The sequence below is a fragment of the Indolivaga capnocytophagoides DSM 22835 genome (assembly GCF_000426485.1).
Classification (GTDB): domain Bacteria; phylum Bacteroidota; class Bacteroidia; order Bacteroidales; family Dysgonomonadaceae; genus Dysgonomonas_A; species Dysgonomonas_A capnocytophagoides.
Window position 1 is genome coordinate 182,427 of sequence record NZ_AUFL01000004.1, and the last position, 23,133, is coordinate 205,559.

General features: G+C 34.5%; 27 protein-coding genes. 11 read left to right on the forward strand and 16 right to left on the reverse strand.

The window, feature by feature from the left end:
• Nucleotides 1–66: 66 nt before the first annotated feature.
• From K322_RS0100815 to yiaA, 7 genes are all read right to left on the reverse strand, one after another.
• A complete protein-coding gene (locus K322_RS0100815; RefSeq protein ID WP_026625146.1) occupies nucleotides 67–909 on the reverse strand; it encodes a metal ABC transporter solute-binding protein, Zn/Mn family in 843 nt (280 codons plus the stop codon).
• A 70-nt stretch (nucleotides 910–979) separates the two neighbouring features.
• The gene (locus K322_RS0100820) at nucleotides 980–1,621 is read right to left on the reverse strand and encodes a carbonic anhydrase (protein WP_026625147.1); all 642 of its coding nucleotides are present in this window, start codon (nucleotides 1,619–1,621) and stop codon (nucleotides 980–982) included.
• Nucleotides 1,622–1,691: 70 nt separating this feature from the next.
• The gene (gene coaE, locus K322_RS0100825) at nucleotides 1,692–2,282 is read right to left on the reverse strand and encodes a dephospho-CoA kinase (RefSeq protein WP_026625148.1); all 591 of its coding nucleotides are present in this window, start codon (nucleotides 2,280–2,282) and stop codon (nucleotides 1,692–1,694) included.
• Nucleotides 2,275–3,159, reverse strand: a complete 885-nt coding sequence (locus K322_RS0100830) for a YbbR-like domain-containing protein (RefSeq protein WP_134435201.1) — start codon at nucleotides 3,157–3,159, stop codon at nucleotides 2,275–2,277. The genes coaE and K322_RS0100830 overlap by 8 nt, the downstream gene beginning before the upstream one ends.
• Nucleotides 3,160–3,394: 235 nt before the next feature.
• Nucleotides 3,395–3,727, reverse strand: a complete 333-nt coding sequence (gene yajC / locus K322_RS0100835; protein ID WP_026625150.1) for a preprotein translocase subunit YajC — start codon at nucleotides 3,725–3,727, stop codon at nucleotides 3,395–3,397.
• Nucleotides 3,728–3,837: 110 nt separating this feature from the next.
• Complete coding sequence (gene nusB / locus K322_RS0100840) at nucleotides 3,838–4,782, reverse strand: transcription antitermination factor NusB (RefSeq protein ID WP_026625151.1); 945 nt, start codon at nucleotides 4,780–4,782, stop codon at nucleotides 3,838–3,840.
• A gap of 135 nt (nucleotides 4,783–4,917) precedes the next feature.
• Nucleotides 4,918–5,340 (reverse strand): inner membrane protein YiaA, encoded by a 423-nt coding sequence (gene yiaA, locus K322_RS0100845; RefSeq protein WP_026625152.1) that lies wholly within the window; start codon nucleotides 5,338–5,340, stop codon nucleotides 4,918–4,920.
• A gap of 99 nt (nucleotides 5,341–5,439) precedes the next feature.
• Here yiaA and K322_RS0100850 point away from each other — a divergent pair, with 99 nt between their 5' ends.
• The 3 genes from K322_RS0100850 to K322_RS0100860 all read left to right on the forward strand — a co-directional run bounded on the left by K322_RS0100850 (nucleotide 5,440) and on the right by K322_RS0100860 (nucleotide 7,514).
• On the forward strand, nucleotides 5,440–6,606 hold the full coding sequence (locus K322_RS0100850; RefSeq protein WP_026625153.1) for an AIR synthase related protein: 1,167 nt from the start codon (nucleotides 5,440–5,442) through the stop codon (nucleotides 6,604–6,606).
• A 75-nt stretch (nucleotides 6,607–6,681) separates the two neighbouring features.
• Complete coding sequence (locus K322_RS0100855) at nucleotides 6,682–7,056, forward strand: CD225/dispanin family protein (protein ID WP_026625154.1); 375 nt, start codon at nucleotides 6,682–6,684, stop codon at nucleotides 7,054–7,056.
• A gap of 50 nt (nucleotides 7,057–7,106) precedes the next feature.
• Nucleotides 7,107–7,514, forward strand: a complete 408-nt coding sequence (locus K322_RS0100860; RefSeq protein WP_026625155.1) for a DUF2752 domain-containing protein — start codon at nucleotides 7,107–7,109, stop codon at nucleotides 7,512–7,514.
• A gap of 4 nt (nucleotides 7,515–7,518) precedes the next feature.
• Here the strand turns inward: K322_RS0100860 and K322_RS0100865 are convergent, their stop codons facing one another.
• From K322_RS0100865 to K322_RS0100885, 5 genes are all read right to left on the reverse strand, one after another.
• Nucleotides 7,519–8,040: a KdsC family phosphatase gene (locus K322_RS0100865; protein ID WP_026625156.1), complete on the reverse strand. Its 522-nt coding sequence runs from the start codon at nucleotides 8,038–8,040 to the stop codon at nucleotides 7,519–7,521.
• Nucleotides 8,037–8,807 (reverse strand): Rossmann-like and DUF2520 domain-containing protein, encoded by a 771-nt coding sequence (locus K322_RS0100870; RefSeq protein ID WP_026625157.1) that lies wholly within the window; start codon nucleotides 8,805–8,807, stop codon nucleotides 8,037–8,039. The genes K322_RS0100865 and K322_RS0100870 overlap by 4 nt, the downstream gene beginning before the upstream one ends.
• A gap of 9 nt (nucleotides 8,808–8,816) precedes the next feature.
• The gene (locus tag K322_RS0100875) at nucleotides 8,817–9,140 is read right to left on the reverse strand and encodes a LiaF transmembrane domain-containing protein (protein ID WP_026625158.1); all 324 of its coding nucleotides are present in this window, start codon (nucleotides 9,138–9,140) and stop codon (nucleotides 8,817–8,819) included.
• A gap of 126 nt (nucleotides 9,141–9,266) precedes the next feature.
• On the reverse strand, nucleotides 9,267–9,794 hold the full coding sequence (locus tag K322_RS0100880) for a nitroreductase family protein (protein ID WP_026625159.1): 528 nt from the start codon (nucleotides 9,792–9,794) through the stop codon (nucleotides 9,267–9,269).
• A 165-nt stretch (nucleotides 9,795–9,959) separates the two neighbouring features.
• Nucleotides 9,960–11,330, reverse strand: a complete 1,371-nt coding sequence (locus tag K322_RS0100885) for a sugar transferase (protein WP_026625160.1) — start codon at nucleotides 11,328–11,330, stop codon at nucleotides 9,960–9,962.
• A 191-nt stretch (nucleotides 11,331–11,521) separates the two neighbouring features.
• Here K322_RS0100885 and K322_RS0100890 point away from each other — a divergent pair, with 191 nt between their 5' ends.
• The 8 genes from K322_RS0100890 to K322_RS18260 are packed head-to-tail and all read left to right on the forward strand — an operon-like array spanning nucleotide 11,522 to nucleotide 19,526.
• Nucleotides 11,522–12,598: a glycosyltransferase gene (locus tag K322_RS0100890; RefSeq protein ID WP_026625161.1), complete on the forward strand. Its 1,077-nt coding sequence runs from the start codon at nucleotides 11,522–11,524 to the stop codon at nucleotides 12,596–12,598.
• Between the two features lie 7 nt (nucleotides 12,599–12,605).
• Nucleotides 12,606–13,667 carry a glycosyltransferase family 2 protein gene (locus K322_RS0100895; protein ID WP_026625162.1) on the forward strand — a complete coding sequence of 354 codons (1,062 nt, stop codon included), beginning with the start codon at nucleotides 12,606–12,608 and terminating at the stop codon, nucleotides 13,665–13,667.
• Between the two features lie 6 nt (nucleotides 13,668–13,673).
• Nucleotides 13,674–14,951 carry a hypothetical protein gene (locus K322_RS18255; protein WP_051290539.1) on the forward strand — a complete coding sequence of 426 codons (1,278 nt, stop codon included), beginning with the start codon at nucleotides 13,674–13,676 and terminating at the stop codon, nucleotides 14,949–14,951.
• A complete protein-coding gene (locus K322_RS0100905) occupies nucleotides 14,914–15,957 on the forward strand; it encodes a glycosyltransferase family 4 protein (protein ID WP_035330989.1) in 1,044 nt (347 codons plus the stop codon). Before K322_RS18255 ends, K322_RS0100905 begins: the two co-directional genes overlap by 38 nt.
• Nucleotides 15,957–16,802 carry a hypothetical protein gene (locus tag K322_RS0100910; protein WP_035330991.1) on the forward strand — a complete coding sequence of 282 codons (846 nt, stop codon included), beginning with the start codon at nucleotides 15,957–15,959 and terminating at the stop codon, nucleotides 16,800–16,802. Before K322_RS0100905 ends, K322_RS0100910 begins: the two co-directional genes overlap by 1 nt.
• Nucleotides 16,803–16,806: 4 nt before the next feature.
• Nucleotides 16,807–17,853: a glycosyltransferase family 4 protein gene (locus K322_RS0100915; protein ID WP_026625165.1), complete on the forward strand. Its 1,047-nt coding sequence runs from the start codon at nucleotides 16,807–16,809 to the stop codon at nucleotides 17,851–17,853.
• A 9-nt stretch (nucleotides 17,854–17,862) separates the two neighbouring features.
• Complete coding sequence (locus K322_RS0100920; protein WP_026625166.1) at nucleotides 17,863–18,705, forward strand: beta-1,6-N-acetylglucosaminyltransferase; 843 nt, start codon at nucleotides 17,863–17,865, stop codon at nucleotides 18,703–18,705.
• A 2-nt stretch (nucleotides 18,706–18,707) separates the two neighbouring features.
• Nucleotides 18,708–19,526 carry a glycosyltransferase family 2 protein gene (locus K322_RS18260; RefSeq protein WP_051290540.1) on the forward strand — a complete coding sequence of 273 codons (819 nt, stop codon included), beginning with the start codon at nucleotides 18,708–18,710 and terminating at the stop codon, nucleotides 19,524–19,526.
• A gap of 15 nt (nucleotides 19,527–19,541) precedes the next feature.
• Here the strand turns inward: K322_RS18260 and K322_RS0100930 are convergent, their stop codons facing one another.
• The 4 genes from K322_RS0100930 to pnuC form a co-directional block, all read right to left on the reverse strand.
• Complete coding sequence (locus K322_RS0100930) at nucleotides 19,542–20,867, reverse strand: NAD(P)/FAD-dependent oxidoreductase (RefSeq protein ID WP_026625167.1); 1,326 nt, start codon at nucleotides 20,865–20,867, stop codon at nucleotides 19,542–19,544.
• A gap of 217 nt (nucleotides 20,868–21,084) precedes the next feature.
• The gene (locus K322_RS0100935; RefSeq protein WP_026625168.1) at nucleotides 21,085–21,756 is read right to left on the reverse strand and encodes a DedA family protein; all 672 of its coding nucleotides are present in this window, start codon (nucleotides 21,754–21,756) and stop codon (nucleotides 21,085–21,087) included.
• 136 nt (nucleotides 21,757–21,892) lie between these two features.
• Nucleotides 21,893–22,537, reverse strand: coding sequence for a thiamine diphosphokinase (locus K322_RS0100940; protein ID WP_026625169.1), 645 nt, complete (start codon nucleotides 22,535–22,537; stop codon nucleotides 21,893–21,895).
• On the reverse strand, nucleotides 22,534–23,133 hold the full coding sequence (pnuC, locus tag K322_RS0100945) for a nicotinamide riboside transporter PnuC (protein ID WP_035330994.1): 600 nt from the start codon (nucleotides 23,131–23,133) through the stop codon (nucleotides 22,534–22,536). Before pnuC ends, K322_RS0100940 begins: the two co-directional genes overlap by 4 nt.

Genomic DNA, 23,133 nt, shown 5'->3' on the forward strand with positions numbered 1-23,133 from the left:
TTAGTAAAGCATATATATATGCAAGAGCTTATTCTGAAAGTAATAGTTCTAAAAAAGTCTGAGACCTTATTTGCCGGCAATAGCTTTCGCTATTTTTATTAGCTCTTGATCCCAGTTATACGATAATGGGTTTATAATAACAATTCTGGCTCCTGTTTCTTTAGCTATTGGTTCAGCATTTTTTATATCATATTCTTCTTGCATGAATATAACTTTTATATTCTCTTGCTTCGCTTTTTTCACCAATTCGGCTATCTGTCTTGGTGTAGGGTTTTTACCATCTACTTCTATACTGTATTGGTGTAACCCATACTGTTCTGCAAAATAGCTAAGTGCCGGATGAAATATAATGAAAGATTTGGTAGGAGCTTCTGCAACATAGCTCTTTACTATACTGTCGGTTTGTTGAATTGATTTTTCTAAAGCTTTGAAATTATCCAGATAATAATCTTTATGTTTAGTATCATGCTGTATAAGCGCATTGTACATATTGGTCGCTACAGTAAGAGCTGTTTGTGTCGAACTCCATATATGTGGGTCTCCGTTGGCATGACCATGATCGTCATGTATTGTCTGGATTCCGAGCGAACAATCGATTATACTCATCTGAGGATTATTTATACTGATGTTTTTCAGCCATGTATTTTCAAAACCCAGATTTCCGATTTTAAAATAGATCTCGCTTTTGCCAATATTTACCATCTGCGCCGGGGAAGGATCGTATGTCTCTGGATTAGAGCCTATCGGTATCGCAGTATTTACAGTATATTTATTGCCAACCAGCTTATCTAATAAATATTTTTGAGGTTCTATTGATACCGATACTATTTTCTCTTCAGATTTCTTAGGAGGAGTGCAAGCCTGAAAAACAGATATGCAGAGAATAGATATAAATAGCAGATGTTTCATATTTAGTAATAATAGCTTTAGATTATTTGCTTTGACTTTATACTATTGCCAAAAGCAGTAAAAAATTGATTTATCCTAATCGGAAAATGTTATGTATTCGTTCGAACTCTTTTTCACAATTAACATCCATATCTGTCAATGAGCCATCCTGTAAATCGTAAACCCATCCTACTATACGAGGATATCCTGTTTTTTCGAATGATTCCCTAACTTCTCTTATTTTGATTACATTAATACATTGTTCGTAGATGTTGATTTCCACAAAACGGCGATAGCGTTGTTCAAAATCCTGTATCTGGCTAAGTTCTTTTTCATGCAATCTGTATACATCACGGATACTTCTTAACCAAGGGCTTATAATCCCCGAATCGGTGAAATTCATAGCAGCCTTGATGCCGCCACAGTTATAGTGTCCGCATACAATAATGTATTTTACCCGTAGATTTTCCACTGCATAATTTATTACAGACAAAGCATTCAGATCAGTGTTCAGTACCATGTTGGCTATATTACGGTGGACAAAAACCTGACCGGGTTTCAAACCCATGATCTCGTTTGCATGTACCCGACTGTCGGAACATCCGATATATAGAAAATCAGGATTCTGTTCTTCTGCCAGATGGTGGAAGAAGTCGGGATTTTCGGCTAATTTTTGTTCTACCCAACGTTTATTAGCCTCAAAAATATCATTATATAAATTGTCTTCAATCATTGTACGTAAAACTAGTATTTGATAATTTTTTTTATTTAACTGCCTGTTGCATTTATGCTTATCAACGCAGTTACAAGGTCTGAGACCTCAATATATTTATTAAATCAGTACATTGCTGTATTAATGATTTTTTTTCATCGTTGTATATTATATAATCAGCCATTTCCGCTTTCTTCTCATCTGGCATTTGGCTTGATATTCGTTCTTCCACTTTTTGTCGGCTTGTTTTATCACGAAGCATGGTTCGCCTTATCCTTTCTTCCAAAGGGGTGTATACCATCAACACTTTATTCGTAAAACGGTTCATTCCCGATTCAAATAAAATTGCCGTTTCTACTGCAACGACAGGCATGCTGTTTTGGTCTTCGACCCACCTACAGAAGTCTTTATCTACTTCAGGATGTATTATGGAGTTAGTTATTGTGAGTTTTTGTTTGTCATTGAATATATACGATGCGAGAAGAGGTTTATTTAGTTTTTCTCCATCATATAAATCTTCGCCGAAAGCTTCAATCAATTTTTTTCTGATAACCGGAGATGATTCTGTTATTTTTTTACTTTCGATATCAGCAATATATACAGGCACATCCAACAATTTTATTATCTCGCTGACTGTAGATTTTCCGCTGCCTATTCCTCCTGTGATACCTAATTTAATCATTGTTTATGATTTCGTTTTTATATTCGAAAATATATTGAACATTAGGTGGTGTGATAGTGAGGTTTCGGACAAATCCTGGGCTCGATGTTATTCGTACAGGTACTGAAGCCTGTTTTGATTCTTGCAGTCCATTATAATCTATGGCAACGGAGAAGTCTTTTTCACGGATCGAATCAACTTCCGAAACTCCTACAAAAAATGTAAGTTTAACCTTGGATGGGAAAAACTTAATCGTCAGTTTTTCCGGTAGATTGAGACATTCTACCGGGACCTCTACAGTCTTTTGTGTATAGGCCTCTATCGGTACATCGACATAAATATAAGCAGGGGAAAACTTGATACGCTCTTTATTCGCTAATGAGTATTTGAGCCGCTTATTTGCACTCAACCCACTAACGGTATCATTAGACGTATATGCAAACATAATTTTATTCAAATCTGCCTGCGATCCATATGCTGTAATACTATCTGGGGTTATTTTCAGATCGTTATTCAGAAAATATCCGGGAGATAAGTTCAGTTGTCCGTCAAATATTACCGGTATTTTTTTACTTTCGAGAGCTGCATATACAAATGAAATGCGTATAGGATCATATGCTAGTACTTGCGTAGATATTGGTAGCGATTTTCTGATGAAAAGATCAAAACTGCTGCCTTGTAGAACTTTTGAGTTCCCGTTTTTGATAATCGATTGTACATCTATCCTCAAAGTATCTCTTTTTTTGAAATAATACCTGAACATCGCAAAACCGTCATCCTTGATTCGCATAGTGATGTTTGATGGCAGTGTATCCTGAAATATAATACTGTCGGGAATAGATATATACTTGATGGGGATGTTAATCGTTGTCTCGAAATTCTTATTATATATCTGCATGAACCATAAGATCGTAGCTATTAAAGTAAAAAAGGAAAAAGTCAGAATTTTTTTCCACGATATTCGTTTAAAAAAAATCCTGACCCCTTTCCATATTTGTTCTTTAGCACTGCTCATTTGCTTATGCTTCTGTATAAGTTGTACATTAATATATCAGGGTGTTGATTCCCTAAAAAGCTTAGAACAATAGTGCCGAAAATTCAGATTATCGCCACTTTCTTTAACCTGAAACGGTTTATGCATCTTTCTTTACTTCTGTTGCAGCCGGAGTTTCGCCTGCTGCGAATACAGATGCTTTATCTATTTTAATTCTTACATTATCTGCAATTTCTACAATAAAGAAAGTTTCTCCAACTTCTTTTATACGGCCGTGTATACCGCCTGCAGTAATTACTTTATCTCCGTTTTTCATAGCACTACGAGCTTCTTGCAATGCTTTTTGTTTCTTTTGTTGTGGACGGATCATGAAAAAGTAAAATACAACAATAATCAATCCAAACATAAGGATTGTACTCCATGCTCCACCTCCGGGACCTGCTGCTTGTAAGAATACGAATAATGAATTCATAAGTTTTATTTCTTATATTTTATATAAACTAAGGTAAAAGTCAGATTAAATTCTGATACTTCTTTTACAAAGATACTTTATTTTGTAAAATATGAAAGTATATAACCTTCTTACTTTCCTTGTTGTTCTATTTTTTTTAATAACTTGTTTTCTGCTTTTAGCTCCGATACAATTGCATCCAAAATACCATTAATAAACGAAGAACTCTTCTGTGTACTATATGATTTCGCAATATTTATGTACTCGTTCATAGTCACATTTATAGGTATTGACGGGAATGAAAGTATTTCTGTAATAGCAGCCTGCATAATGATCATATCCATAAATGCAATACGTTCCGATTCCCAGTTTTTCGCATATTTATTAATCATGTCTCGTGAGCTTTTCACATTGAACATCGACTCACGTAAAAGTTTTACAGCGAAAACACGATCTTCTTCATCTTTGAACATCGAAAGCAATTCTTGCTTTTCTCCGTTTTCATATTCGAATTTTTTGATTGTTTTCAGAACAAAAGACTGAACGATTTCAATGTCATCGTTCCAGTAAACGCTCTCTTCTTCAAGAATATCGTCTAATTTCTCATCACAATAAACCATCGACTTGAATATTTTCCGCCAAAATTCACGATCACTTTCATAATCAGAGATCACATTTTGCGAATATTCAGCATAAGTGTCCGATTTCAGGATGTTTTCAAGTAATCCTTTTACATAATTATCATACTCATCCCACGATAAGGGTCTTTCTTCCAAATATTCGTTGAATTGAATATTTGATTTCAGCTGTTTTATAAATAGATTGTCAATTAGCTTTGTGTTTGGATTCAGATCTTCGTCTGTAGGAAGTAGTTTGGCTTTACGGGCTTCGACGCGTTTAGCATAAGCATCGGTGGTTTCTACAAGTAGCAGTAGTAAAAAATAATAGAGGTCATATGATTTTTGTAAGCTGAACATGAGTTCGTTTTCAGCTTTTTTCAAATCTCCACTACCATTCTGGTAAGTTGAATACAGAATTTGTATAACTCTAATACGGATAAGAACGCGATTAATCATTGATCAAATAATTTGGATTGCAAAGATAAGTATTCCTTGTTATATTTCGATCAGTTACGACATCTCTTTTTTATAAGAAAAAAGGACTTTATTGACAAAGCCCTTTTTATATGGTTTTCAGATATACCTATTCCCTTAGGATTCACTGTTCTGTGTTTCTCTTTTATTTTCAATATCAGCATTGTCTCTGGTGTTTTTTTGTACCGATATGGCTCCAAATAGAGCTAAAATAAATCCAAAAGCGTAAAATCCTTTTTCGCTTGGTAAAATTTCAGCATTAATAAGTCCAATAGCTAATAGTACTATAGAAATAACTATTGACGCCCAACTGATGCCATAAAATATATCGCTGACTGGAATTCCATCGATGCGGTCCCGTACACTTTTTTGAACTGCTACCGCTGAAAATAATCCATATAACAAGATCGTAAAGTAATAGCCTTTTTCACTTAATAGCATCTCGGCTCTCCATAATCCAACCAAAAATCCGGCCATACCTAAAAGGAGCGCAGCCCATGAGGCGAAACCAAAGGCGAGTGATGTTTTTTCTTTTTTCATAAATTCGAGTGTTGTGATTAAAATACGGGTCAAAGATATATTAATTTTTGTTACTTTTGTACGAAACATGTCTAAGACTATCTTATATACAATAACATAATGAGCGATCAGAGATACAATCAGAGAGGAGTGTCGGCATCTAAAGAAGATGTGCATAATGCGATAAAAGATATTGATAAAGGCTTATACCCCAAAGCTTTTTGTAAAATAATACCTGATGTGCTGGGAGGAGATCCTGCATATTGTAATATTATGCATGCAGATGGAGCCGGGACAAAGTCTTCTCTGGCATATATCTATTGGAAAGAAACAGGAGACTTGTCTGTGTGGAAAGGTATTGCTCAGGATGCGTTGATCATGAATATTGATGATCTTCTTTGTGTAGGAGCTACAGATAATATACTCTTATCCTCTACTATCGGGCGTAATAAACATTTGGTTTCAGGAGAAGTTATTTCAGCGATTATCAATGCAACTAATGAATTGTGTGCTGAATTATCTGACTTAGGAGTAAATATATATCCAACCGGAGGGGAAACAGCTGATGTAGGTGATCTGGTTCGTACTATAATTGTTGATAGTACTGTTACCTGCAGAATGAAAAGGGCTGATGTTATCTCAAATGATAATATCCGACCGGGAGATGTTATCGTAGGATTATCATCTTCGGGACAAGCTACTTATGAAAAACAGTACAATGGAGGAATGGGCAGTAATGGTTTGACTTCGGCTCGCCACGATGTTTTTGCTAATTATCTGGCAAAAAAATATCCAGAAAGCTATGATGCTTCTATTCCTTCTGAATTAATATATTCGGGGGGGAAATCTCTGACGGACAATGTGGAAGGAGTTGATATTGATGCTGGTAAGCTGGTTCTTTCGCCAACCCGTACATATGCTCCTGTAATTAAAGAAATATTAGATCAATTGAGACCTCGGATACATGGTATGGTGCATTGTTCGGGGGGAGCTCAGACTAAAGTGCTGCACTTTGTCGATAAAGTACATGTTATTAAAGATAATATGTTTGCTGTACCTCCTTTGTTTAAATTGATACAGGAACAATCGGGTACAGATTGGAAAGAAATGTATAAAGTATTTAATATGGGACACAGGATGGAGATTTATCTTGATTCTGAACATGCACAATCAATAATAGATATATCTAAATCCTTTGGTATTGATGCTCAAATAATAGGTAGGGTAGAGAAGGCTGACAAAGCCAAGCTCACCATCAGAAGCGAATTTGGTACTTTTGATTATTAGGAAGAGACGTAAATTTCGACATCATACTGTTACTTTGAAATAATATAATGTTAAATACTTTCATTTGTATTGTCTATGGAAAATAAATCATTTACACAAAACACAAATTTTGGATTCGATAATCCTGAGGGACAGAATTTACCGCCCAAACCCAATAATTATTTACCTCTTGCTATTATTGGAACTGTTGTTGGTCTCTGCAGCCCTTGTTGCATAGGATTAATATTGGGTATAATTGCTATTGTGTTTTCAACACAAGTAGATTCGAAGTATGGTTATAAAGATTATTTCGGTGCAGAACAAAGTTCTCGAAATACTAAAATTTTATCTTTAATAGCTATCGTATTAGGAGCTTTGAATCTGATATATACTATAATAATGTTTGCTACAGGCAGTGGTGTCGCTATGCTTGAAGCATATCAGGAAATATTAGATCAATATGCCAGATAGGCTGTATTATAATTGTAGAAGGGCAGCTTGATCAGCTGCCCTTTATCTTTATGAAAAAGTATATAATAATAGTAATTTCGATTATAATTCTGGCATTAGTTCTCATAATGTATTATAATTATGAAGAGTCGAACAGTGCTTGGAGTGTTCAATGCAGTTTGTACCATGTAACAGGATTATATTGCCCTGGATGTGGTGGGCAGAGAGCATTTCATTATCTGCTGCATGGAGAAATGACTAAGTCTTTGCGTTATAATGCGTTATTTATCATGAGCATTCCTTTTTTTCTTTATCTGTATTACATTATGGTGCGTGTATACTTGAAGAAAGGGAAGTATAATGCAAAGGGTTTCCTTTTTTCTAAAAACTTTGCTATTGTATTTCTATTGATACTAGTTGTATATTTTATATTGAGGAATATTCCTTTTAGTCCATTTACATATCTGATACCTTATTAACAGGTTACCAGCCGAAAGCTTTGTCATTCATCCATGTTCCCTGTGCTTTCATTACTTGTTCAATTACATCACGGGCAACACCTTCTCCTCCCTTTTTGTGAGAAATATATTTGGCAATACCTTTTATTTCGGGTGCTGCATCAGCAGGAGCAACAGGCAAACCAACTGTTTGCATTACATGAAAATCGGGCAGATCATCACCCGAATACAAAATTTCTTCAGGTTTATAACCTGTTTTCGCCATGTAATCGTTCAAGTCGTTTATTTTGATTGAGGATCTCATGTATATGTGCTCTATTCCTAACCGGGCAAAACGCTGCCTTACTGCATCTGTGTCTCCGCCTGTTATGATCGCAAGACCATAGCCTGATTTACAGGCCAGATTCAATGCATATCCGTCTTTGATATTGACCATGCGCATAGGAGCTCCTTCTATGGATAAAGGAATACAGTCCGGAGATAGCACACCGTCCACATCAAATATAAATGATTTTATTTTTGTTAGATCGTAATTAATCGTACTCATTGATTTTTTTTATTTGTTTCGTGAATATATTCACTTATCGATTTATAAATATTTTTTAAACGTTTGTCTTCCAGTAATGTGAGATGTTTGTCTATAACATTCGTATCATATCGTACGGCAGGTCCTGTTTGGGCATCCTTTGGAGATATTTGGTGGACTTTAGCTGCAGTCTCATCAATTAAAGGTAGAACCACATCAAAAGGAATACCTTCTTTTTTTAGTATATTTTCGGATATCGCATACATCTGATTTACAAAGTTACACGCAAATACTCCGGTAAGATGGAGGTATTGACGTTTATCGGATGAGAGGCTGTATACCTGATCTGATATTTTACAGCATATGTCTTGTAATATCGAGAGGTCTTCTTTAATATTAGTTTCTATAAATAGAGGAATTTTTCGAAAGTCGACCAGTCGGTCTTTATTGAAAGTTTGAAAAGGATATAAAACTCCAAACCTTGGGTTGTACTTATCGAATATTTCTAAAGGCAGGCTTCCTGCGGTATGCACCCATAATCCTTTATTCGGAGGTATATTATTTAATAAATCAGTTAAGACCGAATCTTTTACCGAAAAAATGTATAAATCGGCATTAGGAGAGATTTCCGACAAATTGGTTATTGCGATAGCGTCTACTTTACCGGCAAGAAATGCTGCAGACTCTATTGTTCTGCTATATACCTGAATGATATTAAAAGATTTACCATGCAGTGCCAGAGCAAGGTTAGTAGCTAAGCGTCCTGCTCCTATAAATACGATATTCATGTTGGAAATTTATTTCTTTGAGGTCAATACCATCGCTAAACCGATACCAATTAAGGCTATAGGAATTATGAATGTTGAATAGTTTTGCAGCCATCCGAAGAAAAAGTCAAAATTAATAATGACACCGATTGCTGTAAAAACTATACCTATTGTTTTTTCTGTTTTGGTTATTAAAAATATTAGCCCTGCCACCAGAAAAAAAGTACCGATGTTCATCATTTTACTGATGTATGGTATATTTTCAAGTATTCCAGTTTTACTCAGCAGATAGATAATTCCGACTAATAGTAATATTAGTCCGAATGGAAGCCTGTTATTGGATATTTTTGCCATATGGCTTAATTTATTTTTTGATGAAAATATATTGGAGATCTTTAGCTTTAATATCTGATTTTGAATAACAGAAAGTATTAATGATGTATTTCAGTCTTTTGCAAAGTCAATAAAAAGTCTGAGACTTTAAAATTTGCCGATATGAACTTTTTCCCATTCAAGTTTATCATCATCTATAAGGGCTTTTTCTTGTCCTTTATGTCCGATTGCTATAATAGATAAAACTTGTAATTGCATAGGAAGCTCCAAAAGGTCTTTGATACATTCTTCCGATGGTACTTCTGCAGCATTATATCTGTCTCTGATTTGTATCCAGCAACTACCCAATCCAAGGTCTTCAGCTTGTAGTTGCATCATAATCGATGCAATTGACGCATCTTCTATCCATACATTACTGACCAAAGGATCGGCTGCAACCACAATAGATAAGGCACTTTCGGGTAGAAATTTACAACCCATTTTTTTTACATGGCTTAGTTTTTCTAATAAGTCTTTATCTTCAACAACTATAAAGTGCCAAGGTTTTGCATTCTTTGATGATGGAGATTTAAGACCTGCTTTTAATATTAGTTCTACATGTTCCGGAGCGATCAATTCTTCTGTGAATTTTCGAATACTCCTGCGTCTTGTTATTAATTCGGAAAAACTGTTCATTGAAATTATATGTATAAATTTAGAGTTTATCGGTTTTATGGCATATTGCTGAGTGATAACTATTTGCAGTGATTATCTACAATTAGCCCCAAAACAGATAATCCACTAAGTTACTTTATTCTAGTAAATAATTGTATGTTCTTCGACCCGAATATAATTGGGTGTTTAGTTTTCTTCTGCAAGCCTGTTGATAAGCTCTTCGTTTTCAATTGCTTCTTTAATACCTTCAGTACTGCTCTTTTTTAGAAGTACAGTCAGTGTTTGCATGATAAGCTTTACATCCATCGCAAAAGAATACCCATTGATATACAGAAGGTCGTACTTCAATTTGTCTTGTACAGAGGTGTTGTATTTTCCTTGTACCTGAGCGAGACCAGTAAGTCCTGCTTTTACTCTGTGGCGTAGATTATATTCCGGTATTTCCTTACAAAATTGCTCAACAAAGAAAGGGCGTTCGGGACGTGGTCCTACAATACTCATATCTCCTATGAGAATATTGTATATTTGAGGGAGTTCATCTAAGCGGGTAGCTCTAAGTATATGTCCCAGTTTTGTTATTCGTTTGTCTGATTCTTGAGCCAAAACAGGACCCGAAACAGCTTCTGCATTTTCAATCATTGTCCTGAATTTATAAATCTGGAAGATTCTTCCATACTGGGTAACCCGTTCCTGCTTAAAGAATACTGATCCTCCTCCGATCTTTAAACACATTGCAACGATCAGAAAAGGAATAAGAAGAATAATCGCTCCTATAATGCAAATACTTAAATCTAATATTCTTTTTACAAAATTATTTTCGGCATTAACATCGAAAGGCCGTACTTTAAGTATTGGTGTATCTTCTATCTGTACAAAATTTGCATTAAAAAGAAATATTTCCTGAAATTTTGGCTCATAACAAAACTCTTTGTCTCTGCCAACACAAAATTCAGCGATGCTCTGCTTTGTCGTTTCATCTACATCTTCAGATAGAAAAGCAACATCACAGGCTTCTATGTGTTTATCCAGATTAGGTGAATCTGGTGTACATATAAAATTGACATTCGTCCACATTCCATTCGAACTAAGAAGCTTGAAAGCCAATTTTTTTGCCTTTTGATAACCTATAACAAGAACTTTCTTCTTTACATTCGCTATCAGGTATCGTTTATTTATAAATAAATGCCAGAATGACAATAAAATTACCTGTATAAAAGAACTCATTATCAATATACTTCGAGGATAGGCGAGCCTTCGGGTAAGGAAGCTCATTGCCATCGTCAAAAGAAAGAGACAAGCAATTGATACTGTAACAGAATAGGAAACTCCGAATAGAGTAAACTCTTTGGGTTTATCCAATTCAAATACGTGTCCGATTATTAAATAAAATAAGCCTATATAAGGAGCCATTGATACGACAGCCTGAAGATTATCGTCATATGCCGCGAGAGTGTCTTCGAAATAAAGATAAGACAAGTATGTTGAGAAATAGATGATCAGCAGATCAAATATCATGATAAAGAAGCTAAATCCCCTGCGTGTGAATAATCGGTCCATGTATAATCGTTATAAGATAAGAAAGAGGGTAAATATCCAATATTAGTATGCAAATTTAAAAATATATTGCAAATATACCTCTTTGTATCAATTAAAACTTGGAAGCCAATAAGGGCTAATAATTTTCTGATTCGTGGTTTTATTGTTAAAAAACAGTACATTTGTCATTGTATTCAGAATAAATTAAACATGTGAAAATATTTCAAGTAATAACCGTTTCCGAGTTTGGCGGAGCACAGACTGTTGTCGCAAATCTCGTTGAAAAACTGAAAGATAGAAATACTGTTTATATAGTATATGGGGGGAATGGCGAAGCATGGGCTCATTTAGATAATCATGAAAATTTGATAAGGATAAGTGAACATCGTAAGCATATCTCATTAAAAGATATTGGTTTAGCTGTTCGTTTATTCAGGCTTCGTTTAAAATATAAGCCAGACGTTGTTCATCTGCATTCTTCTAAGATGGGAGCTATAGGCCGACTGGTATTCAATCCTAAAACTATTGTTTATACGGTTCATGGATTTGATTCAATAAGAAAAGGTTTTAGAAAATTCCTTTTTGTAGAGAAACTATTAAAAAACAGAGCAGCGAAAATAGTAGGAGTTAGTAAATACGATATAGAAGGGCTTAATGAAGAAGGTATATCACATAATGTAGACTTGGTGTATAATGGGGTTATAGATTATAGCCGGGAAGATTGGATAGTAAACGAAGAAGATCCTATTATTGAAAAGCTTGAATACATTAAATCTCAATCATCGTATACTCATATTGTAATGTGTATATCTCGTATTTCAGCTCAAAAGAAATTTGATCTTTTTACAGAAATAGCTGAAATACAAAAGAATATTGCTTTTGTGTGGATTGGAAACAAAACAAATATGGATGGATTACCCTCAAATGTATTCTGTATGGGAGAGTCTTCTTTTGCATATAACTATCTCAGATATGCGGATGTATTTGTTTTACCTTCTAACTATGAAGGGCTCCCGATGTCTCTTCTTGAGGCTTTGTCTTTTGGTGTTCCTGTTGTTGCTTCTGCTGTTGGGGGGATTTCGGAGGTGCTTGACGGTCGTAATGGTTTTGCTGTAGAGAACAAGGCTTCAGTGTTTGCCGAGCAAATTGATTATATTCTCAATCCTGAAGTTTATCCGGATATGAAGACCAATGCACGAAATTCGTATTTGAGGAATTTCACAATAGATAAAATGACAGAGGGATACAAAAATATATATGACACAATAGTTATAAAGAGAAAACGTTAATCATTATATGAAAAGTCCGTTAGTATCTGTTTTGATGCCATGTTATAATGTGGAATTGTATGTAGAAGATGCTCTTACTTCTATTATGAGACAGACATATACTAATCTCGAGATTATTGTAATAAATGATTGTTCTACGGATAATACTCTATCTATTCTTGAAAATATAGCATTGCGGGACAGTCGGATAAAAGCTATCAGTAATTCTTCGAATCTGAAGTTGATCGATACTCTGAATAAAGGAGTTGAGATATGTTCAGGTGAGTATATTGCCCGTATGGATGCGGATGATATTTCATTTCCGGATCGTATTGAGAGGCAAGTCGCTTTTTTGGAAGAGAATAAAGATTATGATATTGTCAGTACCCAGTTTTATACATTCAAAACTGGAGTTAAAAAGAAAAATTTATATCATAATCCTGAAACAAATGAAGACTTAAGGGCGTATTTACTGTTTCGCTCAGGAATCTGTCATCCCGCAGTAATGATTCGTCGAACTCTTTTTTCTGAAAAAAAATTGTCTTTCGAAAAAGAATACCTACATGTTGAAGATTATGCATTGTGGGTAAAAGCTGTTTATGTAACTAAGTTGGCTAATCTGGCAGACCCTCTTTTATTTTACAGGGTTCATGACAGTCAAGTATCGGTTGTAAACGAACAAAAACAGTTGGATAATAAGAAAGCCGTATTTAAAATCCATTGCGAGAAACTGGGACTACCCGTAACTCCAGAGTTTTTTGAGATATATTCCTCTGTTGCAGAATGTGTACCACTCGTTTCTTCAGTAGATTATTTATATAAATGTGAAAAGTTGATGCTCTTGATCCAGAGCAAAACGGATGCAAATAAATTTTGTTCACCTGAATATCTGGAGAGATTATTATCTTTGCACTGGTTACGTTTATGTGCTAACTCTGAGTTAGGCATGAAAGCTGTTCGGTGTTGTAAAAAATCGAAATTGTATATAAGGGAAAATTATAGTAATCAGGATATCTTTATTTTATATATAAAGTGCATCTTTCGAATGAAGTATAAAAAGTCCTTTTTATATAAAATCTTTTTCAGATAGGTTCTTATGAAAAAATATTTAGGGGTAATCATACTCTTTATAATAGTCTTCTATACACTATATCCGCAAGCAATATCTTTTTTCGGGTATTCATTTCTATTTACTGTTGCGGCCGGAGGACTCGGTTTATATTTATATCAAGGTCGTCCATTTCCCGAGATTATAAATATAGCTCTCGCTTATTTTCCGATTGTTCTTCTGTCGTGGATTACTGTATATATGACTTCATATAGTGATCCATACCTCTACGATTATACTAAGAGCCAGATAGCATGGTTATTTGGTTCTTTTCTCGTTGTGTTTTTATTCTTTATTATACATCCCCGAGGAAGTTTTATTCTTTTCTTGTACTATATTATTGGAGCAATTTTAGCTCAGTGTATTATTTCTATAGCCATGCATCAAAATGAAGCAGTCCGGAATTTTTTCAATTCATTGCAGATGTCCGACTTTGTAAATCAGATAAAGCGAGATGATACTGAAGGAAAACGTCTGCTAGGCTATGGTGTTGCTTTTTTTGGTGCTGGTGTATCATGTGGATTTGCCCTTATCTTGATTGTTTATATTGCTATCAAGGGAAAGTTTAGAGTAGTACAATTGGCTCTATTAGCTACCGTATATTGTATAATATTATATGTTGGATTGTTATCTGCACGAACTACATCTATCGGTTTATTTGCAAGTCTTATTCTTGCGGTAATACTTTTAATAACAGGCAATGCCCCAAGATCACAATTGTTTAAATTTGTTGCAGTCGGAGCCTTATTAGCTTCGATTGGTTCTACTCTGTGTTATATTTACTTTCCGGAGTTTTCGGATTGGGCTTTCGAAGGATTTATAAATTATCAAAAGAGCGGAAAGTTTTCTACTCAGTCATCTGATGGATTAGAGAATATGTTTATATTGCCATATACTTTCGATCAATGGGTATATGGTTGGGGGCATATGGAATTCTGGGGTAGTGATGTCGGCTATACTCGATTATTATTTTGGATTGGATTGCCCGGAACAATAGCATATTTTCTTTACCAGTTTATTCTGATGAAAATGTCTTTTACTAAAGATCAGGCTTGGGTTTTTACATTATTAATAGCATATGCATATAACATAGCATTGAATGTTAAGGGATTATCGGATCTAAATCTTTTTATGTATTTCTTTATATTTTATTTTTTGCATTACAAATACTATATATATACACCACAACTATATAGACTTGGAAAGATTAATAAAAATAAACTTCATTATGCCGTTCAAAGCAAGGCGGCCAATGGGCGGATTTAAGATTATGTATGAATATGCCAATCGGTTGTATGACCTGGGTTATTCTGTGCATATAACATATCCTCTCAAAACCAAATACATGGAATATAGACTTCCTTACTTAATTCGTAAAGTTCTTACATATTTAGAAGGCTTTAGAACAAGTAGATGGTTTATATTCAGAAATGGCATTACTATGTCTTATGTAGATGCTATTTGTGATAAAGAAGTGATGGATTCAGATGTTGTTATTGCAACATGGTGGTCTACTGCCTTAGATATGGGTAAATTACATTTGTCAAAAGGGAAGAAAATAAATCTCATACAGGGGTATGAAAATTGGATAGGACATATTGACGAATTGCATTCTTCCTATAATATGTCAGATACAACAAATATTGTAGTTGCTTCTTATTTACAGAATATCGTTAATAATTATACTACCAATCTTACATATCTTATTCCGAATGCTATTGATAGTGATAAATTTCAAATAACTACTCCTATAAAAGACCGGAATCCTTATTCAGTTTGTATGATGTACTCTGTACAAGAAATAAAAGGGTCACAATATGGATTAGATGCCCTGTATGGTTTAAAAACAAAATATCCGCAATTACAAGTCGATTTATTTGGAATTTGTTCCAAACCTGAGGGATTACCGGAATGGATAAGATTCTATCGCGATCCTGAAGATATTGCCGGTTTATTTAATCGAAATTCGATATTTATAGCGAATTCATTGACAGAAGGAATGGCTCTAACACCTATGGAAGCTATGTTTTGTGGATGTGCCTGCGTATTAACGGATATTGAGGGGCATTCTGAATATGGGATTGATAATAATACGGCTTTGTTATATCAAGCTAAAAATACGAATGAACTGATGGGTAAATTAGAAATTATACTGTCGAATGATGATCTTAGATTATCTATCGCTGTAAAGGGGAATGAATATATTCAGCAGTTTTCATGGAATATAGCAGTTGATAAGATGGATGAAATTGTAAAAGTACTTTTAAACTGATGAAGCGTAAAATAGCTATATTACTTCGGGTTTATGATAGAATTGAAGATTTAAAATATAACCTGCAGATAATAAAAGATACATGGAATGCTTTTGATTATTATATAGTTGTAGTAACCAATGGATATTCTGATGGGTATACTATCAAAGATAATATAGCTTCTCAAATAGATGATTTAGTGATATTAAACAGCAATTCAGGGCATCGTAGGGGTAGCTCTCAACTTTTACAGGAAGGGCGTTTACATATTCCTATGGATTGTGAATATACTATCATCCTGGAAGCTGATACATGGGTATATTCCGATCGGACTATAGCTAAATATATTGCGGTAATGGATGGCAATACGAATGTAGTCTGGGCTAGTGCCGATTGGTATGATAAAGATTATTCTTTAGCTGTAGATATAGCCATAATCAGATCTAAGTATATACAAGACCATGAAGGATTATTTGATATTGATTTATATCCGGAATGCTATATTGCTAATTATCTAAAAGAAAATGGAGGTAATTTTATTCTTATTAAAGAAAATATGCCTGTACATATACCTAGTTATATGTCTAAATATCCTTATATAAATGATCATAAGAACAAAAGATTTTATATATTTCCGCAATCTCAAATGGTTACACACCATATAGAGTTTCTGAAGAACGGAATGTCACAAAAAAAATTATATTTCAATATTGTATCTGGCAGAGACTATTTTCCAGATGAAAAGCCTAAAAATAGAACATGGCAGATATTCAAAATCCGATTTTGGATATTATTCAGCTCTTTACTCCCTAAAAAGAGTTGGTTTAAAGGGAAAAAATACAGAGTATTGAATAGAGAATTATAAATATATGTTTGTTGTTAATGGCCGATTTTTGACGCAAAAGCCAACTGGTATACACCGTTATGCTTTTGAAATATGCAACCAACTTTATCAGTTGGGTGTGGACTTTTATGTAGCCATTCCCAAGAATATAAATCCAGATTACAAATACTCTTTTCGAACAGTTGAGTGTGGTTCTTTAAATGGGCATTTATGGGAGCAGATAAGTTTGCCTCTATATCTTAAAAAACAAGGAAGCCCCTTATTGATAAGCTTTTCAGGATGTGGACCTTTAATTTATGATAATCAGATAATAACTATTCATGATGTTTCACATGAAAGGCATCCTGAATGGTTTGCAAAAAGTTATTCGAGGTACTATGGATATATGATGCCTCGTATAGCTCGTAAAGCACACGCTATAATAACGGTCAGCGAATATTCAAAGAAAGAGATTATTGATGTATTTGGGCTTTCCGATAAAAAGTTGTTTGTTGCGAATTGCAGTATTCCAACTTACCATCTTAATCTTGTTGAAAGTAACCAGAATATTACAGACAGGTATATTCTTTCTGTATCATCGTTCGATCCTCGTAAGAATTTTCGGCGATTAATAGAGGCTTTTAATAACATTGATGATAAAACAGTAAAGCTTTATATTATAGGCATGCAATTTCAGGCTTTTAATACTCCTGATCTGAATGATTTGCATAACGAAAATATAGTAATGCCCGGCTATGTTGATGACAACCGGTTGAATGAATTGTATAGAAATGCTCTTTGTTCTGTCTATCCATCTCTTTATGAGGGTTTTGGTATTCCTCCACTAGAGTCGATGGTTTGTGGATGCCCTGTAATAGCTTCGAAAATAGAAGCCATTGAAGAAATTTGCGAGGATGCAGTATTATATATTGATCCTTGCGATACAGCAGATATAACTCAAAAAATCAATTTATTACTTTCAAATGCAGATTTACGCCGTAATTTGAAGGATAAGGGATATCAACAAGTGAAAGAATATTCATGGGAGAAGTCTGCAAAAAAGATAATGGAAATAGTTAGAAAATTTGAGTAAGTAGTTGTTATGAAAATAGCCTTATTGATACATGCTCATACTAACCCTAAGCAAGTCGCTCGTTTGGTTTCGCGTCTGCTTTGCGATGACGTTGATATCTATATCAATGTAGACGGTAAGGCTGATATCTTGCCCTACAAAGATATGATTCGTGAAGCTATTTTCTTGAAGAATAGGGTAGAAGTGGTGTGGGGGAGATTTTCTCAGGTACAACAGATATTGAATTCTTTTTCGGAGATTCTATCATTCGAACAAAATTATTCTCATATATTGTTCATTAGCGGGCAGGATTATCCCGTGTTACCTATTAATGATATTGTCCAAAAGCATCGGGATAAAGCGGCTAATAACTTTATCAGTTATTATAAATTAGGTAATGACAGTTGGTCTTTATTAATGAAAAAGCGGTATGAATATTGGCATTTTCTTCCAAATAGGGATTTAAGGAATAATAAATATGTAAAAAAACTGTTTAGAAAGCTAGGTTTTAAGCGTAAATATCCATTTGTAGAAGCCTATTATGGTGCTTGTTGGTTTAGCCTGACTCTTGACAGTGTGAAGTATTTACTCAAATTTACGAATGAAAACCCTCATGTAGTGAAATTTTTTCAGCATTCAGGATGTGCCGATGAGCTATATATACAGTCGGTATTATTAAATTCTAATATGAAAGACAATATGATTAATAATATTTATCGTTATTTTGATTGGAGAGATAATGGGAAAAGTCCTAAAATATTAACAAAATCTGATTTCCCATTGATCAAAGATTCTGATGCGTGGTTTGCCCGTAAAGTCGACGGCAAAGATATCGAATTGCTAGATTTGTTAGATCAAATAAATAGTCATTAAAGATGAATACGGATAAGGTTTCGATAGTAACAGTTGTATTTAATGGTGTTTCGATTATAGAAGATACTATTAAAAGTGTTATTAATCAGACTTATGATAATTTGGAGTATATAATTATAGATGGAGGTTCTACTGATGGAACAATTGATATAATAAAAAAATACGAGGATAAAATATCACTATGGATAAGTGAACCTGATAAAGGAATCTATGATGCTATGAATAAATCATTAGACCGACTATACGGTTTGTGGGTGAATTTTATGAATGCTGGAGATTATTTTTATTCAGAAAATGCAATACAGGAAATATTCGGGCAAAATAATGATTATTCTTCATATGCCGTTGTTTATGGTGATGCTGAATACCGTTTAAAAAGCTTTTCGTATATCCGACCAGCTTATGATTGTGATAGAGATCATTTTATGCCATTCTCGCATCAGGCGGCTTTTGTCAGAACGGATATAGCGAAGAAAAATCGGTTTAATCTGAAATATCGGATTGCAGCCGATACCGAATTCTTTTTGAGACTGAATAGAGAAGGGTATGATCTGAGGCATATTCCCGTAACGGTATGTTCATACGATGCGTCAGAAGGATTCAGCATGAATAATGAAATTAAGCATGCAAAAGAATTTATTGCGATGCAGATTCAATATGGAGCTCTGAAAGATTCTCCTTATTTTAAGAAATATATGCGAAATGCCTATTTAAGGCAGTATCTGAGGATGTTTATTCCTGATAATATATGGCAGAGAATGAGAGAAAATAAAATTCTAAAACAAGATGATATTCAAATAAAAAGGAAAACCAAATTTTGATTTTCCTTTCACTATTCATTCGTAATTCTGTTCCCGATCATCTAATTCATCGTACATCTTATTTTTCTTTGGACGAATTAGTAATCGAAGAGATACATCATAAGTTATATAACTCCATACCCAATCAATAAATACAGATACTTTATTTCTCATTCCCACTATCGAAAGGATATGTACCCAGAGCCATAGCCACCATGCAACAGTACCTCCAAAGTGTAATTTCCATAAATCAGCAACAGCAGCATTTCTTCCGATTGTAGCCAGAGAGCCTTTATCGCTATAAACAAACTTCTCCTTTTGATTATGCCCTTTTACTTCATTGTTAAGGTTTCTGGCTAAAGTACGAGCCATTTGTATAGCGACCTGAGCAACTTGTCCATGCCCTTTGGGAGAATTATCCGATAAGAGAAGACAAGTGTCACCGATTGAATATATGTTGTTATGACCTGCCACAGCATTGTACTCATCAACAACTAAACGACCTCTGTTATAGGCATCGTCATTTAATCCCGCAAGGCTGTTTGCTTTTACACCTCCAACCCAGAATACATTTCGAGATTTAAGTTCTGTTCCATTACCTAATTCTACAACAGGTTCTTTATAATCTTTTACAGGGATATTTTGGTGGATAATTACCCCTCGTTTTTTTAAAGTTTCTTCAGCTTTAGCTGATGCTTCTTCAGACATAGCAAAGAGTAGGCGAGGGGAGGCGTCAACCAGATGTATTTCCATCTTGTTGAAATCGAGTTCCGGATAATCTTTAGGAAGAACTGATTTTTTCATGTCAGCTAAGGCTCCGGATAGTTCTACACCGGTAGCACCACCTCCTACAATAACAAAGGTAAGATGCTCTTTTACTTTTTCTTCAGTTCTTGCACTCAGGGCTTTTTCGAAACTTAGTAATATTCTATTCCTTGCTAGTAGTGATTCAGAAATAGACTTCAATGCATATGTTGAATCTTTAAGCTTATCATTGCCGAAATAGTTTGTATCGCATCCTGTGGCTATTACAAGATAATCATATTGGATTGATCCGATACTGGTTTCAAGTATTTTTTTCTCAGGGAGAACCTGTTTTGCCAGACAAGTCCTAAAATGAAAATCTTTGCGTTTATGAAAGGTTTTTCTCAGAGGATAACTGATCGAACTAGGTTCTAGTCCGGCAGTTGCGACCTGATACATTAGAGGTTGAAACTGATGATAGTTTACCTTATCAATCAGTACAATCTGAAAATAGTTGGAGTCGATTTTCTTAGCCAGTTGTAATCCTGCAAAGCCACCGCCGATAATAACGATTCTTTTCTTTGATCCCGAATCGGGTATATTAGCTATATATTCCATAATGAATTAACCTAAAATTAACTATAATGTTTGTTTAATGATATTATTCGAATGATAACCAATAATTTACTTGATAAATTCTAAAAAGAGAAAAGGCTAAAAGAAAAATACCATTTTGCTTATAGAACATTTTTGATTCATATAAGTTCAATGGTATTTAGAGTATCTAAAAAAGGTTTTAATGGCTAAGACCTTTCAATATTCTATTTTTCCAGGTTTATTCCACGGCTTTTTTGCTTGCTAATTTTGCTTTAACAAATTCAAATACACCGGGTAAGATAGACACTATTACAATTATGATAACTACCTTTTCTAAGTTTTTCTCTACCCAAGGAATTCCTCCTACAAGTACTCCCAATGTACAGAATATCAAAACCCAGGCAATACCTCCAATGATATTATAAGCGGCAAAATGCTTGTAACTCATTTTTCCCATTCCTGCAACAAAAGGGGCAAATGTTCTTACGATTGGGACAAAACGCGCTAAGATTATGGTTTTACCTCCATGTTTTGCATAAAACTGGTTTGTTTTCTCAAGATATTCTTGCTTAAATATCCTGGAATTCGGATTTCCGAACAGTTTCTGCCCAAAAAAGTGCCCGATCGTATAATTGACAGCATCTCCTATAATTGCAGCTACTATCAGAATAAGGACAAGCCAATAGATATGTAAATCGTTTTCGGGTCTGACAGCTATTGCTCCTGCTAAAAATAGTAGAGAATCACCGGGAAGGAATGGTGTTACAACTAATCCCGTTTCACAGAAAATGATTAAGAATAAAATAGCATAAAACCACATTCCATACTCATTCACTAACATATCAAGTGTAGGTCCGGTGTGAAGTACCAAATCGTGGATAAACATCCACACGCTGTGTAAAAAATCCATGAGAATTATAATTGTTTGAAATAACTTAAATTCTTTTCCCTAAATTGTCATGATCAGATATAAAACCCTAGACACATCACAAATATAGATAATTTCTTTGGCAAGATGCGGCCAGAATATTACATTTTAGTAACTTTTATTTAAATATCCGGAATAAAACGAGTTTACCGTTTGTTTCAATCGAAAATTCGTCACTTTCTGCTTCATTTAATGTTCCTTGCCACCAATTGGTAAAAGTCCTTTTGTGTACCGGGTACTTTAAATTATGAGTTGTTATTTCTCCTTCAGCGACAGTGAAAATTGAAACTTGTTGTCCTGCAAAACTTTCAAATCTCGAATCGCTGTCAACCGGAGTAAAAATGCCAAAATCGGTAATCATCTGTACAGTCGCTTCATTCATGTATTCAAGTAGAAGGCTTATATTGCCCAATGTATGATCCTCACGTTGCCCGGTGGCTCCGAGTATAATCAGATTAGACATACCCTTTTCGAGACAATAATTTACCGCTTTGGTAAGATCATTGGTCTCCTGATCCGGATTGCGGAACAGAATCTTTGCATAACGCTCTTTACTTTCTACTCCAAGCGAGTCACAGTCGCCGACAATAGCCTGCGGCTCTATATTCGTATGCTTTAATTTATTGATGGCTCCATCGCAGCATACAAGGTAATTACTGTTTCTTAGAATAGATAATGGGACCTCATGCTTAGGAAAATCTCCATTCGCTAAAATAACCGCATCCGCCTCGGATAAAGCCGTAGGCATTTCAAAGTATTTCATTTGTCTTTTTTTGCTAAATTTCTCCATCTGATGTATCCGAATACCGATACAATGCTATATACCAGATACATAATAGATGTTGGATATAGATCCTGTCCAAAATAGATACATACCGAGACGATATTTACAACAATAAGTAAAAGCCATTGTTCAACATAGCGTTGTGCCAGCATCCACATGGCTATTATACTTAATGTGGTGATGAAAGTATCTCCATAAACGACATGGCTGTCTGTATAATTTTTTGATATGTAAGCGATAATCACAAATGTAACAATGGATATTATGAACAATGGTAAGAATAATCGGGTAGGAGTGTGTCTTAACTCTATCGATATATCTTCATTTTGGCCTTTTTTAGCCGATTTTAGCCATTTTACCCACCCATATGCACCAGCTATTATATAATATATATTGATGCACGCAAATGAATAGAAAGTAGCATGAATATAAACGTATGTATAGAACGAAGACATTGCTATACCTGTTAGCCACATCCATATATTTGCTTTATATTCAAAATAAAGATATAGGAGCCCGATAATGGCTCCTATAACTTCTATCCAGTTTTGTTTTATAAACTCTAAAATAATCAT

Coding starts and splice junctions, on each gene's coding strand:
- K322_RS0100815 (WP_026625146.1), bottom strand. CDS start 909: ATGAAACATCTGCTATTTATATCTATTCTCTGCATATCTGTTTTTCAG.
- K322_RS0100820 (WP_026625147.1), bottom strand. CDS start 1,621: ATGATTGAAGACAATTTATATAATGATATTTTTGAGGCTAATAAACGT.
- coaE (WP_026625148.1), bottom strand. CDS start 2,282: ATGATTAAATTAGGTATCACAGGAGGAATAGGCAGCGGAAAATCTACA.
- K322_RS0100830 (WP_134435201.1), bottom strand. CDS start 3,159: ATGCAGATATATAATAAGAATTTCGAGACAACGATTAACATCCCCATC.
- yajC (WP_026625150.1), bottom strand. CDS start 3,727: ATGAATTCATTATTCGTATTCTTACAAGCAGCAGGTCCCGGAGGTGGA.
- nusB (WP_026625151.1), bottom strand. CDS start 4,782: ATGATTAATCGCGTTCTTATCCGTATTAGAGTTATACAAATTCTGTAT.
- yiaA (WP_026625152.1), bottom strand. CDS start 5,340: ATGAAAAAAGAAAAAACATCACTCGCCTTTGGTTTCGCCTCATGGGCT.
- K322_RS0100850 (WP_026625153.1), top strand. CDS start 5,440: ATGAGCGATCAGAGATACAATCAGAGAGGAGTGTCGGCATCTAAAGAA.
- K322_RS0100855 (WP_026625154.1), top strand. CDS start 6,682: ATGGAAAATAAATCATTTACACAAAACACAAATTTTGGATTCGATAAT.
- K322_RS0100860 (WP_026625155.1), top strand. CDS start 7,107: ATGAAAAAGTATATAATAATAGTAATTTCGATTATAATTCTGGCATTA.
- K322_RS0100865 (WP_026625156.1), bottom strand. CDS start 8,040: ATGAGTACGATTAATTACGATCTAACAAAAATAAAATCATTTATATTT.
- K322_RS0100870 (WP_026625157.1), bottom strand. CDS start 8,807: ATGAATATCGTATTTATAGGAGCAGGACGCTTAGCTACTAACCTTGCT.
- K322_RS0100875 (WP_026625158.1), bottom strand. CDS start 9,140: ATGGCAAAAATATCCAATAACAGGCTTCCATTCGGACTAATATTACTA.
- K322_RS0100880 (WP_026625159.1), bottom strand. CDS start 9,794: ATGAACAGTTTTTCCGAATTAATAACAAGACGCAGGAGTATTCGAAAA.
- K322_RS0100885 (WP_026625160.1), bottom strand. CDS start 11,330: ATGGACCGATTATTCACACGCAGGGGATTTAGCTTCTTTATCATGATA.
- K322_RS0100895 (WP_026625162.1), top strand. CDS start 12,606: ATGAAAAGTCCGTTAGTATCTGTTTTGATGCCATGTTATAATGTGGAA.
- K322_RS18255 (WP_051290539.1), top strand. CDS start 13,674: ATGAAAAAATATTTAGGGGTAATCATACTCTTTATAATAGTCTTCTAT.
- K322_RS0100905 (WP_035330989.1), top strand. CDS start 14,914: ATGCCGTTCAAAGCAAGGCGGCCAATGGGCGGATTTAAGATTATGTAT.
- K322_RS0100910 (WP_035330991.1), top strand. CDS start 15,957: ATGAAGCGTAAAATAGCTATATTACTTCGGGTTTATGATAGAATTGAA.
- K322_RS0100915 (WP_026625165.1), top strand. CDS start 16,807: ATGTTTGTTGTTAATGGCCGATTTTTGACGCAAAAGCCAACTGGTATA.
- K322_RS0100920 (WP_026625166.1), top strand. CDS start 17,863: ATGAAAATAGCCTTATTGATACATGCTCATACTAACCCTAAGCAAGTC.
- K322_RS18260 (WP_051290540.1), top strand. CDS start 18,708: ATGAATACGGATAAGGTTTCGATAGTAACAGTTGTATTTAATGGTGTT.
- K322_RS0100930 (WP_026625167.1), bottom strand. CDS start 20,867: ATGGAATATATAGCTAATATACCCGATTCGGGATCAAAGAAAAGAATC.
- K322_RS0100935 (WP_026625168.1), bottom strand. CDS start 21,756: ATGGATTTTTTACACAGCGTGTGGATGTTTATCCACGATTTGGTACTT.
- K322_RS0100940 (WP_026625169.1), bottom strand. CDS start 22,537: ATGAAATACTTTGAAATGCCTACGGCTTTATCCGAGGCGGATGCGGTT.
- pnuC (WP_035330994.1), bottom strand. CDS start 23,133: ATGATTATTTTAGAGTTTATAAAACAAAACTGGATAGAAGTTATAGGA.